The organism is Planosporangium thailandense, from assembly GCF_011947195.1.
GTDB lineage: Bacteria > Actinomycetota > Actinomycetes > Mycobacteriales > Micromonosporaceae > Planosporangium > Planosporangium thailandense.
The window spans coordinates 151,464-164,618 of sequence record NZ_JAATVY010000005.1; the positions used below are offsets into that span (position 1 = coordinate 151,464).

22 protein-coding genes are annotated in these 13,155 nt (G+C 67.4%); 21 read left to right on the forward strand and 1 reads right to left on the reverse strand.

Features of this window, described 5'->3' with window-relative positions; translation table 11 throughout:
• Positions 1–19: 19 nt before the first annotated feature.
• A complete protein-coding gene (locus HC031_RS10460; protein ID WP_167924905.1) occupies positions 20–175 on the reverse strand; it encodes a hypothetical protein in 156 nt (51 codons plus the stop codon).
• Between the two features lie 25 nt (positions 176–200).
• Between HC031_RS10460 and HC031_RS10465 the strand changes: the two genes are divergently transcribed.
• The 21 genes from HC031_RS10465 to rpsH all read left to right on the forward strand — a co-directional run bounded on the left by HC031_RS10465 (position 201) and on the right by rpsH (position 13,149).
• Positions 201–554 carry a hypothetical protein gene (locus HC031_RS10465; protein ID WP_338090581.1) on the forward strand — a complete coding sequence of 118 codons (354 nt, stop codon included), beginning with the start codon at positions 201–203 and terminating at the stop codon, positions 552–554.
• A gap of 359 nt (positions 555–913) precedes the next feature.
• Complete coding sequence (gene rpsL, locus HC031_RS10470; RefSeq protein WP_167925028.1) at positions 914–1,288, forward strand: 30S ribosomal protein S12; 375 nt, start codon at positions 914–916, stop codon at positions 1,286–1,288.
• Between the two features lies 1 nt (position 1,289).
• Positions 1,290–1,760 carry a 30S ribosomal protein S7 gene (rpsG, locus tag HC031_RS10475; RefSeq protein ID WP_167925029.1) on the forward strand — a complete coding sequence of 157 codons (471 nt, stop codon included), beginning with the start codon at positions 1,290–1,292 and terminating at the stop codon, positions 1,758–1,760.
• A 31-nt stretch (positions 1,761–1,791) separates the two neighbouring features.
• Positions 1,792–3,891: an elongation factor G gene (fusA, locus tag HC031_RS10480; RefSeq protein WP_167925030.1), complete on the forward strand. Its 2,100-nt coding sequence runs from the start codon at positions 1,792–1,794 to the stop codon at positions 3,889–3,891.
• Between the two features lie 168 nt (positions 3,892–4,059).
• Positions 4,060–5,253 carry an elongation factor Tu gene (gene tuf, locus HC031_RS10485; RefSeq protein ID WP_167925031.1) on the forward strand — a complete coding sequence of 398 codons (1,194 nt, stop codon included), beginning with the start codon at positions 4,060–4,062 and terminating at the stop codon, positions 5,251–5,253.
• Between the two features lie 476 nt (positions 5,254–5,729).
• Positions 5,730–6,038, forward strand: a complete 309-nt coding sequence (rpsJ, locus tag HC031_RS10490; protein ID WP_018347762.1) for a 30S ribosomal protein S10 — start codon at positions 5,730–5,732, stop codon at positions 6,036–6,038.
• A gap of 11 nt (positions 6,039–6,049) precedes the next feature.
• The gene (gene rplC, locus HC031_RS10495; RefSeq protein ID WP_167925032.1) at positions 6,050–6,712 is read left to right on the forward strand and encodes a 50S ribosomal protein L3; all 663 of its coding nucleotides are present in this window, start codon (positions 6,050–6,052) and stop codon (positions 6,710–6,712) included.
• Positions 6,709–7,353: a 50S ribosomal protein L4 gene (rplD, locus tag HC031_RS10500; RefSeq protein ID WP_167925033.1), complete on the forward strand. Its 645-nt coding sequence runs from the start codon at positions 6,709–6,711 to the stop codon at positions 7,351–7,353. Before rplC ends, rplD begins: the two co-directional genes overlap by 4 nt.
• The gene (gene rplW / locus HC031_RS10505) at positions 7,350–7,652 is read left to right on the forward strand and encodes a 50S ribosomal protein L23 (protein ID WP_167925034.1); all 303 of its coding nucleotides are present in this window, start codon (positions 7,350–7,352) and stop codon (positions 7,650–7,652) included. Before rplD ends, rplW begins: the two co-directional genes overlap by 4 nt.
• Positions 7,653–7,665: 13 nt before the next feature.
• Positions 7,666–8,505, forward strand: coding sequence for a 50S ribosomal protein L2 (gene rplB, locus HC031_RS10510; RefSeq protein WP_167925035.1), 840 nt, complete (start codon positions 7,666–7,668; stop codon positions 8,503–8,505).
• Positions 8,506–8,518: 13 nt separating this feature from the next.
• On the forward strand, positions 8,519–8,800 hold the full coding sequence (rpsS, locus tag HC031_RS10515; RefSeq protein WP_167925036.1) for a 30S ribosomal protein S19: 282 nt from the start codon (positions 8,519–8,521) through the stop codon (positions 8,798–8,800).
• A 32-nt stretch (positions 8,801–8,832) separates the two neighbouring features.
• On the forward strand, positions 8,833–9,312 hold the full coding sequence (gene rplV, locus HC031_RS10520; RefSeq protein ID WP_167925037.1) for a 50S ribosomal protein L22: 480 nt from the start codon (positions 8,833–8,835) through the stop codon (positions 9,310–9,312).
• The gene (gene rpsC / locus HC031_RS10525; RefSeq protein ID WP_167925038.1) at positions 9,312–10,157 is read left to right on the forward strand and encodes a 30S ribosomal protein S3; all 846 of its coding nucleotides are present in this window, start codon (positions 9,312–9,314) and stop codon (positions 10,155–10,157) included. The genes rplV and rpsC overlap by 1 nt, the downstream gene beginning before the upstream one ends.
• Before the next feature lie 3 nt (positions 10,158–10,160).
• Positions 10,161–10,586 carry a 50S ribosomal protein L16 gene (gene rplP, locus HC031_RS10530; protein WP_167925039.1) on the forward strand — a complete coding sequence of 142 codons (426 nt, stop codon included), beginning with the start codon at positions 10,161–10,163 and terminating at the stop codon, positions 10,584–10,586.
• Positions 10,586–10,819, forward strand: coding sequence for a 50S ribosomal protein L29 (gene rpmC / locus HC031_RS10535; protein ID WP_167925040.1), 234 nt, complete (start codon positions 10,586–10,588; stop codon positions 10,817–10,819). Before rplP ends, rpmC begins: the two co-directional genes overlap by 1 nt.
• Complete coding sequence (gene rpsQ, locus HC031_RS10540; RefSeq protein ID WP_167925041.1) at positions 10,816–11,085, forward strand: 30S ribosomal protein S17; 270 nt, start codon at positions 10,816–10,818, stop codon at positions 11,083–11,085. The genes rpmC and rpsQ overlap by 4 nt, the downstream gene beginning before the upstream one ends.
• A gap of 74 nt (positions 11,086–11,159) precedes the next feature.
• A complete protein-coding gene (rplN, locus tag HC031_RS10545) occupies positions 11,160–11,528 on the forward strand; it encodes a 50S ribosomal protein L14 (protein WP_089244879.1) in 369 nt (122 codons plus the stop codon).
• A 3-nt stretch (positions 11,529–11,531) separates the two neighbouring features.
• On the forward strand, positions 11,532–11,846 hold the full coding sequence (gene rplX / locus HC031_RS10550) for a 50S ribosomal protein L24 (protein ID WP_167925042.1): 315 nt from the start codon (positions 11,532–11,534) through the stop codon (positions 11,844–11,846).
• Positions 11,846–12,415 (forward strand): 50S ribosomal protein L5, encoded by a 570-nt coding sequence (gene rplE, locus HC031_RS10555; RefSeq protein WP_167925043.1) that lies wholly within the window; start codon positions 11,846–11,848, stop codon positions 12,413–12,415. Before rplX ends, rplE begins: the two co-directional genes overlap by 1 nt.
• A gap of 3 nt (positions 12,416–12,418) precedes the next feature.
• A complete protein-coding gene (locus HC031_RS10560) occupies positions 12,419–12,604 on the forward strand; it encodes a type Z 30S ribosomal protein S14 (protein ID WP_167925044.1) in 186 nt (61 codons plus the stop codon).
• Positions 12,605–12,741: 137 nt separating this feature from the next.
• Positions 12,742–13,149: a 30S ribosomal protein S8 gene (gene rpsH / locus HC031_RS10565; RefSeq protein WP_167925045.1), complete on the forward strand. Its 408-nt coding sequence runs from the start codon at positions 12,742–12,744 to the stop codon at positions 13,147–13,149.
• Positions 13,150–13,155 lie beyond the last annotated feature (6 nt).

The window sequence follows — 13,155 nt, forward strand, 5'->3', positions numbered from 1 at the left end:
AGCCGCAGAGCCGCCCTGGTCAGCCGTTCTCCGGCCCGCCGGCCGGTCCGGTACCCGGGTCACCGCCGTACCCGCCGGCCGGTCCGGCCTCCGGGTCACCGCCGTACCCGCCGCCGGGGCAGCCGTGGCACCGACCCGCCCCGCCGCCGATGCCTGCACCCGCATCGCCAGCCACCCGCACACCGCCCCACATCGAGCCGGTGCCGGGTACCGGTTTCGGCCTGGCCTACTTCAGCGTTCCCCCGGTCGTGTCGGGACAGGCCGTGGGCGGCATGGTTGCCGGAATCCTCGCCATCCTGGTGTCCCTGGTCGTCGGCTGTTTCGGCCTGGCCGGGGCGCAGCAGGGCTGGGGACCGATCGTCGGAGGGGCGTTCGCCGTGCTGAGCGCGGCGCTGGCCATGGGTGCGATCGGCCTGGGCTGGTTCAGTGTGCGGCAGATCACGCGGTCCGTCGGCCGGTTGGCCGGGCGCGGCATGGCGATCTCCGGCATCGCTTGCGGTGGTGTCGGCCTCGTTCTGACCGTCATCGCTCTGGTGCTTGCACTATTGATCTGAATCCGACGGGACGATGGGGGAATCAGCGGGTACCCTTAACTGACTGAGTCACTCGCCACCGCATACGGGACCCCGTTTTGACCTGCGTGCACCGGGTGGGTACTCTTTCCCCTCGTGCCCGGTCTCCGCCGGGCAACTCGTGCGTGCCCACGCCGGCTTCAACCGCTGTGGTGGCGCGCCACCGGTAAATCCGGCTTGAAGCTTGAGCCGGAGCCCGTGTGCGGACGACACGCCCGACCGCGGGGGCCGGCAGGGGCCCGAAAGGGCCTGATGCCGGCGCACCGACCGGGCGAGGGCCGCGACGAAGACGACAGCACCAATAAGGCACGGCCAGGAGGCCGAAGGGAGACAGGAACCCGGTGCCCACAATCCAGCAGCTGGTCCGTAAGGGCCGCCAGGCGAAGACGACTAAGACGAAGACGCCGGCGCTGAAGGGAAGCCCTCAGCGGCGCGGCGTGTGCACGCGCGTGTACACGACCACGCCCAAGAAGCCGAACTCCGCGCTGCGCAAGGTGGCGCGTGTCCGGCTGACCAGCCAGATCGAGGTCACCGCGTACATCCCCGGCGTCGGTCACAACCTGCAGGAGCACTCGATCGTGCTCGTGCGTGGCGGCCGTGTGAAGGACCTTCCGGGCGTCCGCTACAAGATCATCCGTGGTTCGTTGGACACCCAGGGCGTCCGCAACCGCAAGCAGGCCCGCAGCCGCTACGGCGCGAAGAAGGAGAAGAGCTGACATGCCGCGTAAGGGCCCTGCGCCGCGCAAGCCGCTTGTCGCTGATCCGGTGTACAACTCGCCGTTGGTCACCCAGCTCATCAGCAAGATCCTGATGGATGGCAAGCGCCAGCTGTCCGAGCGCATCGTGTACGAGGCTCTCGAGGGCTGCCGCGAGAAGACCGGCACCGACCCGGTTGTGACGCTCAAGCGGGCGATGGACAACGTGAAGCCGGCCATCGAGGTGAAGAGCCGCCGTGTCGGTGGCGCCACCTACCAGGTGCCGGTCGAGGTGCGTCCTCAGCGCGCCACCACCCTGGGGCTGCGCTGGCTGGTCACGTACTCGCGGGCCCGCCGCGAGAAGACGATGGTCGAGCGCCTTACCAATGAGCTGCTCGACGCCAGCAACGGCCTCGGTGCCGCCGTGAAGCGGCGCGAGGACACGCACAAGATGGCGGAGTCCAACAAGGCCTTCGCGCACTACCGCTGGTAACACAGACCTTCGAGACGAAGTAGGGATCATCGTGGCTGCCGCAGACGCCGCCCTCGCCAAGCTCCGCAATATCGGCATCATGGCTCACATCGATGCCGGTAAGACCACCACCACCGAGCGCATCCTCTTCTACACCGGTATCACCTACAAGATCGGTGAGGTCCACGAGGGCGCTGCCGTCATGGACTGGATGGAGCAGGAGCAGGAGCGCGGCATCACCATCACCTCCGCCGCCACCAAGTGCGAGTGGAAGGGCCACACGATCCAGATCATCGACACGCCCGGCCACGTCGACTTCACGGTCGAGGTGGAGCGCTCGCTGCGGGTGCTCGACGGCGCGGTCGCGGTCTACGACGGTGTGGCCGGTGTCGAGCCGCAGACCGAGAACGTCTGGCGCCAGGCCGACAAGTACCACGTGCCGCGGATGTGCTTCGTCAACAAGCTCGACCGTACGGGCGCGGACTTCTTCCGCTGCGTGCAGATGATGGTCGACCGGCTCAACGCCACCCCGCTGGTGCTCCAGATCCCGATCGGGCTCGAGGGTGACCACATCGGCGTCGTCGACCTGGTCGGCATGCGCGCGCTGACCTGGCGTGGCGAGACCCAGAAGGGCGAGGACTACGCGGTCGAGGAGATCCCGGCCGACCTCGTTGACCAGGCCAACGAATACCGGGAGAAGCTCCTGGAGACGCTCGCCGAGGTCGACGACGACATCATGGTCAAGTACCTCGAGGGCGAGGAGCTGTCGGTCGAGGAGATCAAGGCCGGCATCCGTCGCGCCACGATCGCCAGCAAGGCCAACCCGGTGCTGTGCGGCTCGGCGTTCAAGAACAAGGGCGTGCAGCCCATGCTCGACGCTGTGGTCGACTTCCTGCCGTCGCCGCTGGACATTCCGGCGATCGAGGGCACCGCGACCGACGGCGAGACGCCGATGCAGCGTAAGGCCTCGGTGGAGGAGCCGTTCTCGGCGCTGGCGTTCAAGATTCAGACCGACAAGCACCTGGGCAAGCTCACCTACGTCCGCATCTACTCCGGCAAGCTGGAGTCGGGTTCGCAGATCGTGAACTCGACGAAGGACCGCAAGGAGCGGATCGGCAAGATCTACCAGATGCACGCCAACAAGCGTGAGGAGCGGTCGTCCGCTCTTGCGGGCGACATCATCGCCGTGCAGGGTCTCAAGCAGACCACCACCGGCGACACGCTCTGCGACCCGGCCAACCCGGTCATCCTCGAGTCGATGACCTTCCCGGAGCCGGTCATCGACGTGGCGATCGAGCCGAAGAGCAAGGCCGACCAGGAGAAGCTGAGCACCGCGATCCAGCGCCTCGCCGAGGAGGACCCGACCTTCCGGGTCAAGAACGACGAGGAGACCGGCCAGACGGTCATCTCCGGCATGGGTGAGCTTCACCTGGACATCCTGGTCGACCGGATGCGGCGGGAGTTCAACGTCGAGGCCAACGTCGGCAAGCCGCAGGTGGCCTACCGCGAGACGATCCGCAGCACGGTCGACAAGGCCGAGTACGTCCACAAGAAGCAGACCGGCGGCTCCGGCCAGTACGCGAAGGTCATTGTCAAGCTCGAGCCCATCCCGATGGAGGCCGACGCTCCGACGTACGAGTTCGTCAACGCGGTCACCGGTGGTCGTATCCCGAAGGAGTTCATCCCCTCGGTCGACGCCGGTGCCCAGGACGCGATGCAGTACGGCGTGCTCGCCGGCTACCCGCTGGTCGGTGTCAAGCTGACCCTGCTCGACGGCCAGTACCACGAGGTCGACTCGTCGGAAATGGCGTTCAAGATTGCCGGCTCGATGGTGCTCAAGGAGGCGGCCCGCAAGGCCAACCCCACGATCCTCGAGCCGATGATGTCCGTCGAGGTCACCACCCCTGAAGAGAACATGGGTGATGTCATCGGCGACCTCAACTCCCGGCGTGGCATCATCCAGGCCATGGAGGAGCGCGGCGGCGCCCGCGTCGTCCGTGCGCTGGTGCCGCTCTCGGAGATGTTCGGCTACGTCGGCGACCTGCGGTCGAAGACCCAGGGCCGGGCGAGCTACTCGATGCAGTTTGACTCCTACAACGAGGTTCCTGCGAGCGTCGCCAAGGAGATCATCGCGAAGGCAACCGGGGAGTGAGTCGGTCCCACCCCGGTCACGCGGGGTGGGGGAGACTAGTGCTCGTCGGGGTCGGAGCGGCCTGCATCACCGGGCCTGAGGCTTCCGGCCGCAAGACCCAAGTCGACAAGTCCGTCGGGGCCACAAGTGCCGCGCGGAACGAACCAAGAAGTCCACAGGAGGACACCAGTGGCGAAGGCGAAGTTCGAGCGGACTAAGCCGCACGTCAACATCGGCACCATTGGTCACATCGACCACGGGAAGACGACGCTGACCGCGGCGATCACGAAGGTCCTGCACGACCGGTACCCGGACGTCAACCCCTACACGCCGTTCGACGAGATCGACAAGGCGCCGGAGGAGAAGGCCCGCGGTATCACGATCTCGATCGCTCACGTCGAGTACCAGACCGAGGCCCGGCACTACGCCCACGTTGACTGCCCCGGTCACGCCGACTACATCAAGAACATGATCACCGGTGCCGCCCAGATGGACGGCGCGATCCTGGTGGTCGCGGCGACCGACGGCCCGATGCCGCAGACCCGCGAGCACGTTCTGCTGGCCCGCCAGGTCGGCGTCCCCTACATCGTCGTGGCGCTCAACAAGAGCGACATGGTCGATGACGAGGAGCTGCTTGAGCTGGTCGAGCTCGAGGTGCGCGAGCTGCTGTCGAGCCAGGAGTACCCGGGTGACGACCTGCCGGTCGTCCGCGTCTCGGCGCTCAAGGCGCTCGAGGGCGACCCGAAGTGGACCGACGCTCTCATGGAGCTGATGAACGCGGTCGACACCGCGATCCCGCAGCCCGAGCGTGAGGTCGACAAGCCGTTCCTCATGCCGATCGAGGACGTCTTCACGATCACCGGTCGCGGTACGGTCGTCACCGGCCGCTGCGAGCGTGGCGTGCTGAAGCCGAACGAGGAAGTCGAGATCGTCGGCATCAAGCCGAAGTCGATGAAGACCGTCGTCACCGGCATCGAGATGTTCCGCAAGATCCTCGACGAGGCGCGTGCCGGCGAGAACGTCGGTCTGCTTCTTCGTGGTATCAAGCGCGAGGACGTCGAGCGCGGCATGGTCGTGGTCAAGCCCGGCTCGACCACCCCGCACACGGAGTTCGAGGCGACCGTCTACATCCTCTCGAAGGAAGAGGGTGGCCGGCACACCCCGTTCTTCCAGAACTACCGGCCGCAGTTCTACTTCCGTACCACCGACGTCACCGGCGTGGTCACGCTGCCTGAGGGCACCGAGATGGTCATGCCCGGCGACAACACCGCCATGACGGTTCAGCTGATCCAGCCGATCGCCATGGAGGAGGGCCTCAAGTTCGCCATCCGTGAGGGTGGTCGGACCGTCGGCGCCGGTCGCGTTACCAAGATCATCAAGTAATAACCGGTAGGGGCCACTTAGTGGTCACCACCACCCGATTTCACATTGCCGTGCACTGTGCGGCATACTGAATAGGTTGCGTTGCGGGCGGTCGAGACTGCTCTGCCAGGGGTCCGGCTCAATTCCTGAGTTTCGACTCTGATAGAGTGTCTCGGCCGCTTCGCGCGACGCCCGGCGGGAGAAATTCCTGCAAGGCGTCTCGCTTCCGCAGCCGGGCGTGCGGCGCCCAAGGGCCATCCGAAGCCTCTCTCGGGAGATCTGGTAGGGGCGGAGCCTGGCCCTAGGCCGCGACACGCCCGACCGCGGGGGTCGGAAGGGCAGGTCCGGAGCGCGTGTGAACGTCCGCGTGGGACGGATCTGCCGAGGACCGGTCAGGCTCGCTGGTGAAGCCGTGCGGGACGGACCGGCCACACAAGAGGTCGGTGCGCTGGCGACCAGGCCGGCGAGGATCGCGAAGAGAAGGAACAGAAGCCACTATGGCGGGACAGAAGATCCGCATCCGGCTCAAGGCCTATGACCACGAGGTCGTTGACTCCTCGGCTCGGAAGATCGTCGAGACGGTGACCCGTACCGGAGCGCAGGTCGCGGGCCCCGTGCCGCTGCCGACCGAGATCAACCGCTACTGCGTGATCCGCTCGCCCCACAAGTACAAGGACTCGCGCGAGCACTTCGAAATGCGCACGCACAAGCGTCTGATCGACATCATCGACCCGACACCCAAGACGGTCGACTCGCTCATGCGCCTCGACCTGCCGGCTGGCGTCGACATCGAGATCAAGCTGTAGGGACCGGACTAATGGACAGGCAAGTCAAGGGGATTCTGGGCGCCAAGCTCGGCATGACCCAGGTCTGGGACAACAACCGCGTTGTCCCGGTGACCGTGGTTCAGGCCGACCCGAACGTCGTGACCCAGGTGCGCACCGCGGACAAGGACGGCTACTCCGCCGTTCAGCTCGCGTACGGCGCGATCGACCCGCGGAAGGTGAACAAGCCGAAGGCCGGTCACTACGCCAAGTCCGGCGTGGCGCCGCGCCGACACATCGTCGAGCTGCGGACCATGGACGCGAGCGAGTACGGCCTCGGCCAGGAGATCACCGTCGAGACCTTCGAGGCCGGCCAGCTGGTTGACGTGACCGGCCGTACGCGGGGCAAGGGCTTCGCGGGTGTCATGAAGCGTCACGGCTTCGGCGGTCTGCGCGCGAGCCACGGTGTCGAGCGCAAGCACCGCTCGCCCGGCTCGATCGGCGCCTGCGCCACGCCGGGTCGCGTCTTCAAGGGCCTGCGGATGGCCGGTCGCATGGGTGGCGTGCGCTACACCGTGCAGAACCTGACCGTGCAGGCGGTCGACCCGGAGAACAACGTGATCCTGATCCGCGGCGCGGTGCCGGGCCCCGCGGGCGCCCTCGTGCTGCTGCGTACCGCGGCGAAGGCCCCGGTCAAGAAGGGCGGTGCGAAGTGACGACCGTTGACGTGATCGGAGTCGACGGCAACGCCACCGGCTCGGTCGAGCTGCCCGCGTCGATCTTCGACGCGCAGGCCAGCATTCCGCTGATGCACCAGGTCGTGGTCGCGCAGCTGGCGGCCGCCCGTCAGGGCACGCACAAGACGAAGACCCGCGGCGAGGTCTCCGGCGGTGGCAAGAAGCCGTACAAGCAGAAGGGCACCGGCCGTGCCCGTCAGGGCTCGATCCGGGCGCCGCAGTTCACCGGCGGTGGTGTCGTGCACGGTCCCGTGCCGCGCGACTACAGCCAGCGGACCCCGAAGAAGATGAAGGCGGCCGCGCTGCGCGGCGCGCTGTCGGACCGGGCGCGCGAAGGCCTGGTGTCGGTCGTCTCGACCTTCGTCGAGGGCGACGCCCCGAAGACCAGGGACGCGCTGAAGGTGCTCAACTCGATCGCCGCGAGCGGTCGGGTGCTGGTCGTCCTCGGCCGTGCCGACGAGACCAACTGGCTGAGCCTGCGCAACGAGCCGCGGGTGCACCTGCTCGCCGCCGACCAGCTCAACACGTACGACGTGCTGGTTGCCGATCGGGTCGTCTTCACCACGGCCGCGCTGGACGAGTTCCTCGCCGTGGCAGGCAAGAAGGAGGCCGAGCAGTGAGCACTGTCGCTGACCCGCGGGACGTCATCATCGCGCCCGTGGTCTCGGAGAAGAGCTACGGCGAGCTCAACCGGAACTGGTACACGTTCCTGGTCCACCCGGACGCGAACAAGACCGAAATCAAGATCGCGATTCAGCAGATCTTCAACGTTCGCGTGCTGTCGGTGAACACGCTCAACCGTGAGGGCAAGCGCAAGCGGACCCGCACCGGCTGGGGCAAGCGCAAGGACACGAAGCGGGCGATGGTCAAGCTCGCCGACGGTGACCGGATCGAGGCCTTCGGCGGCCCGGTCAGCTGAGGGGTTAAAGACAATGGCTATCCGCAAGTACAAGCCCACGACCCCCGGTCGTCGCGGCTCCAGCGTCTCCGACTTCGCCGAGATCACTCGGGACACGCCGGAGAAGTCGCTGCTGCGTCCGCTGCCGAACAAGGGCGGTCGCAACGCCCACGGCAAGGTCACCGCCCGGCACCAGGGTGGCGGCCACAAGCGGCAGTACCGGCTGATCGACTTCCGGCGCAACGACAAGGACGGCGTGCCGGCGAAGGTCGCTCACATCGAGTACGACCCGAACCGCACCGCCCGGATCGCGCTGCTGCACTACGTCGACGGCGAGAAGCGCTACATCATCGCGCCGCAGGGCCTGCGACAGGGCGACCGGATCGAGTCCGGCCCAGGCGCCGACATCCGCCCCGGTAACAACCTGCCGCTGCGCAACATCCCGGTGGGTACCACGATCCACGCGGTGGAGCTGCGCCCCGGCGGCGGTGCCAAGCTGGCCCGCTCGGCCGGCGTCGGCATCCAGCTGCTGGGCCGCGAGGCCGACTACGCGACGCTGCGTATGCCGTCGGGTGAGATCCGCCGCGTCTCGGTGTTCTGCCGGGCGACGGTGGGTGAGATCGGCAACGCCGACCAGTCGAACATCAACTGGGGCAAGGCCGGCCGCATGCGGTGGAAGGGCAAGCGCCCGACCGTCCGTGGTGTGGCCATGAACCCGGTCGACCACCCGCACGGCGGTGGTGAGGGTAAGACCTCCGGTGGTCGCCACCCGGTGAACCCGCAGGGTAAGCCCGAGGGCCGGACCCGTCGCAAGGGCCAGCCGAGCGACCGCCTCATCGTCCGTCGGCGCTACGCCACCCGGAAGCGCGGCTAAGGAGTAATAGAAGATGCCTCGCAGCCTCAAGAAAGGGCCGTTCGTCGACGACCACCTGGTCAAGAAGGTGGAAGCGCAGAACGCCAAGAACTCCAAGAACGTGATCAAGACGTGGTCGCGGCGCTCGACGATCATTCCCGACATGCTCGGGCACACGATCGCCGTGCACGACGGGCGCAAGCACGTCCCGGTGTTCATCACCGAAGCGATGGTCGGGCACAAGCTCGGCGAGTTCGCCCTGACGCGCACGTTCAAGGGCCACGAAAAGGAAGACCGGAAGAGCCGCCGCCGCTAGGCGGGTCGTAGGAACGACAGGAGACAACAGCGATGCCAACGAAGGCAGCTCCGGCGCTTCCGGGCGCTCGAGCCGTTGCGCGGTACGTACGCGTATCGCCGATGAAGGCGCGCCGTGTGGTCGACCTCGTTCGCGGCCTGCCCGCGAAGGAGGCGCTCACGGTGCTGCAGTTTGCGCCGCAGGCGGCCAGCGAGCCGGTGTACAAGGTGCTGGCGAGCGCGATCGCCAACGCCGAGAACAACGAGCGGCTCGACCCCGATTCGCTGCTCGTCAGCGAGGCGTACGTCGACGAGGGCCCGACGCTCAAGCGGTTCCGGCCGCGGGCGCAGGGCCGGGCGTACCGGATCCGCAAGCGGACGTGCCACATCACGATCGCGGTCGAGAGCGTGCCGCCGGCGCAGCGGCGCGGCCCGGCCAAGGCGACCAAGGCGGCCGCGAAGAAGGCGGCGCCGGCCAAGGCGACCAAGAAGGCTGAGCCGGCGACGACGGCGGCCGAGGAGGAGACCGAGTAATGGGTCAGAAGGTCCACCCGCACGGGTTCCGGCTCGGCATCAGCACCGACTGGAAGTCCCGCTGGTACGCGGACAAGCTCTACAAGGACTACATCGCGGAGGACGTCAAGATCCGCCGGATGATGTCGAAGGGCCTGGAGCGCGCCGGTATCGCGAAGGTCGACATCGAGCGCACCCGGGACCGGGTCCGTGTGGACATCCACACCGCCCGTCCGGGCATCGTGATCGGCCGCAAGGGCGCCGAGGCCGACCGCATCCGCGGCGAGCTCGAGAAGCTCACCGGCAAGCAGGTGCAGCTGAACATCATCGAGGTGAAGAGCCCCGAGTCGGACGCTCAGCTGGTGGCGCAGGGTGTCGCCGAGCAGCTGTCCAGCCGGGTGAGCTTCCGGCGGGCGATGCGCAAGGCCATGCAGTCGGCCATGAAGAACCCGCTGGTGCGCGGTATCCGGGTACAGGTGTCGGGTCGCCTCGGCGGCGCCGAGATGAGCCGGACCGAGTTCTACCGCGAGGGTCGCGTTCCGCTGCACACGCTGCGGGCCAACATCGAGTACGGCTTCTTCGAGGCGCGTACGACCTTCGGCCGGATCGGCGTGAAGGTCTGGATCTACAAGGGTGACGCCGTGCCGGGCCGCGAGGCCCCGGCCGAGCAGGCGCCGACCCGTGGTCGCCGGGAGCGGCCGGAGCGCCCGCGTCGGACGCGCTCGGGCTCCTCGGGCACGACCGCGGGCGGCACCGAGGCGGGTCGTGCGGCTGCGGCCGGGCTCGCCGGCCCGGAGGCCACCCAGAGCAACGCCACCGCGGTCGAATCTGCGCCCGCGCCGGCAGAAACGCAGCAGGAGGGCTGATCAATGCTGATGCCGCGTAAGCCCCCGAAGGGCTTCCGCAAGCCGCACCACCCGGACCGGAGTGGTGCGGCCAAGGGTGGCACCCGGGTGAGCTTCGGCGAGTTCGGCATCCAGGCTCTTGAGCCGGCGTACGTGACCAACCGTCAGATCGAGTCGGCTCGTATCGCCATGACGCGGCACATCCGCCGTGGTGGCAAGGTCTGGATCACCGTCTTCCCCGACCAGGCGATCACCAAGAAGCCGGCCGAAACCCGTATGGGCTCCGGTAAGGGCTCACCCGAGTGGTGGGTCGCGAACGTGAAGCCGGGAAGAATTCTCTTCGAGATGTCGTTCCCGAACGAGGCGGTTGCGCGAGAGGCGATGCGTCGCGCGATCCACAAGCTTCCGATGAAGTGCCGCATCGTCACACGCGAAGGGGCTGAGGGCTGATGGCAGCGGGCACCAAGGCTGCTGAGCTGCGTGAACTCTCCGACGAGGAGCTGGTCACGCGGCTGCGGGAGGCCAAGGCCGAGCTGTTCAACCTGCGGGTGCAGGCGGCTACCGGCCAGCTTGAGAACCACGGCCGACTGCAGGTTATCCGGCGCGAGATCGCGCGGGTTTACACGATCATGCGGGAGCGCGAGCTGGGTCTCTCGGCCGCGCCGGTTGAGGTGGCGTCATGAGTGAGAGCGTGGAAGAGCGCGGCCGGCGCAAGGTCCGTGAGGGCCTGGTCGTCAGCGACAAGATGGACAAGACCGTGGTCGTTGCCGTGGAGGACCGGGTCAAGCACCCGCTGTACGGCAAGGTCATGCGGCGTACCAGCAAGCTGAAGGCGCACGACGAGCAGAACTCGTGCGGCATCGGCGACCGGGTGCTGCTGATGGAGACCCGACCGCAGTCCGCCACCAAGCGCTGGCGGGTCGTGGAGATCCTCGAAAAGGCCAAGTAAGCGCCCAACGGCGTTGAGTTCCGCCAGGCTTCGGGGCAGGTCTCCGAAGAACCGGCAGACATACAGGAGTTGACGTGATCCAGCAGGAGTCGCGACTGCGCGTCGCCGACAACACGGGTGCCCGGGAGATTCTGTGCATCCGTGTGCTCGGCGGCTCGGGTCGGCGCTACGCAGGCATCGGCGACGTCATCGTCGCCACCGTGAAGGACGCGATCCCGGGCGCCGGCGTGAAGAAGGGCGACGTGGTCAAGGCCGTCGTCGTCCGCACCGCCAAGGAGAAGCGGCGGCCGGACGGCTCGTACATCCGCTTTGACGAGAACGCCGCCGTAATCATCAAGGACGGCGGTGACCCGCGCGGTACCCGTATCTTCGGCCCCGTCGGGCGTGAACTGCGTGACAAGCGGTTCATGAAGATCATCTCTCTCGCCCCGGAGGTGTTGTAGACCGTGAAGGTAAAGAAGGGCGACACGGTTCTCGTCATCGCCGGCAAGGACAAGGGAGCCAAGGGGCGGGTCATCGCGGCCTACCCGAAGCTCGACAAGGTCCTGGTCGAGGGCGTGAACCGGGTCAAGAAGCACACGCGCGTGAGTACCACCCAGCGTGGCGCGAAGACCGGCGGCATCGTCACCCAGGAAGCGCCCATCCACGTGTCGAACGTGATGGTGCTCGACTCGGACGGCAAGCCCACCCGCGTCGGATACCGGCTGGACGAGAACGGCCAGAAGATCCGCGTCGCGCGCAGCAACGGTAAGGACCTGTGATGACGACGACCACTGCTGAGAAGGTCACGCCGCGCCTGAAGGAGCGGTACCGCGCGGAGATCGCGGGCAAGCTGCGCGAGCAGTTCGGCTACGGCAACCCCATGCAGGTGCCCGGTCTGGTGAAGATCGTGGTCAACATGGGTGTCGGCGAGGCGGCCCGCGACGCGAAGCTGATCGACGGCGCTGTCCGCGACCTGGCCACGATCACCGGTCAGAAGCCGCAGGTCCGCCGGGCCAAGAAGTCGATCGCGCAGTTCAAGCTGCGCGAGGGTATGCCGATCGGCGCCAAGGTGACGCTGCGCGGCGACCGGATGTGGGAGTTCCTGGACCGCCTGCTGTCGATCGCGCTGCCGCGTATCCGCGACTTCCGCGGTCTCGACGGGCGCAAGCTCGACGGCAACGGCAACTACACGTTCGGGCTCACCGAGCAGTCGGTGTTCCACGAGATCGACCAGGACCGGATCGATCGGCCGCGGGGCATGGACATCACCATCGTGACCACCGCTAAGACGGACGACGAGGGCCGGGCGCTGCTCAAGCTGCTGGGCTTCCCGTTCAAGGAGAGCTGATCCATGGCCAAGAAGGCGCTGATCCTCAAGGCGGCGCGCAAGCCGAAGTTCTCGGTGCGTGCCTACACCCGCTGCCAGCGCTGCGGGCGGCCGAAGGCGGTCTACCGCAAGTTCGGTCTGTGCCGGGTGTGCATCCGCGAGATGGCGCACCGCGGCGAACTGCCCGGCGTGTCCAAGGCTTCCTGGTAACTAGAGCGACGACTGGCCTGGGTGGTGGCGTGGCATCAGACACGCCGAACCAGACCGGTCGCCAAGGCTTCCCGCTTCGCCGAAGGCCCGCGGATGACTCGCGCGGGAACCGCGGTGAGAAAGGCTGACGAATACCCATGACGATGACCGACCCGATCGCAGACATGTTGACCCGTCTGCGCAACGCCAACCAGGCGTACCACGACCGGGTGACCATGCCCTACTCGAAGATCAAGGCAAACATCGCCGAGGTCCTCAAGGCAGAGGGCTACGTCGCCTCCTGGACCGTTCAGGAGCCGGAGGGCGACGCCGTTGGCAAGACCCTGATCGTGGAGCTCAAGTACGGCCCCAACCGCGAGCGCAGCCTGGCCGGTATCCGGCGCGTCTCGAAGCCCGGCCTGCGGGTGTACGCCAAGGCGCCGGAGCTGCCGCGCGTGCTCGGCGGTCTCGGCGTGGCCGTCATCTCGACGTCCCAGGGACTGCTCACCGACCGGCAGGCCCGCAAGCGAGGGGTGGGCGGGGAAGTCCTCGCCTACGTCTGGTGAGGAAGA

Excerpts from the sequence above, each read along its gene's own strand:
- rpsG (WP_167925029.1), top strand. The coding sequence starts at position 1,290 with ATGCCGCGTAAGGGCCCTGCGCCGCGCAAGCCGCTTGTCGCTGATCCG.
- rpsJ (WP_018347762.1), top strand. The coding sequence starts at position 5,730 with ATGGCGGGACAGAAGATCCGCATCCGGCTCAAGGCCTATGACCACGAG.
- rplC (WP_167925032.1), top strand. The coding sequence starts at position 6,050 with ATGGACAGGCAAGTCAAGGGGATTCTGGGCGCCAAGCTCGGCATGACC.
- rplB (WP_167925035.1), top strand. The coding sequence starts at position 7,666 with ATGGCTATCCGCAAGTACAAGCCCACGACCCCCGGTCGTCGCGGCTCC.
- rpsS (WP_167925036.1), top strand. The coding sequence starts at position 8,519 with ATGCCTCGCAGCCTCAAGAAAGGGCCGTTCGTCGACGACCACCTGGTC.
- rplV (WP_167925037.1), top strand. The coding sequence starts at position 8,833 with ATGCCAACGAAGGCAGCTCCGGCGCTTCCGGGCGCTCGAGCCGTTGCG.
- rpsC (WP_167925038.1), top strand. The coding sequence starts at position 9,312 with ATGGGTCAGAAGGTCCACCCGCACGGGTTCCGGCTCGGCATCAGCACC.
- rplP (WP_167925039.1), top strand. The coding sequence starts at position 10,161 with ATGCTGATGCCGCGTAAGCCCCCGAAGGGCTTCCGCAAGCCGCACCAC.
- rpmC (WP_167925040.1), top strand. The coding sequence starts at position 10,586 with ATGGCAGCGGGCACCAAGGCTGCTGAGCTGCGTGAACTCTCCGACGAG.
- rpsQ (WP_167925041.1), top strand. The coding sequence starts at position 10,816 with ATGAGTGAGAGCGTGGAAGAGCGCGGCCGGCGCAAGGTCCGTGAGGGC.
- rplE (WP_167925043.1), top strand. The coding sequence starts at position 11,846 with ATGACGACGACCACTGCTGAGAAGGTCACGCCGCGCCTGAAGGAGCGG.
- HC031_RS10560 (WP_167925044.1), top strand. The coding sequence starts at position 12,419 with ATGGCCAAGAAGGCGCTGATCCTCAAGGCGGCGCGCAAGCCGAAGTTC.
- rpsH (WP_167925045.1), top strand. The coding sequence starts at position 12,742 with ATGACGATGACCGACCCGATCGCAGACATGTTGACCCGTCTGCGCAAC.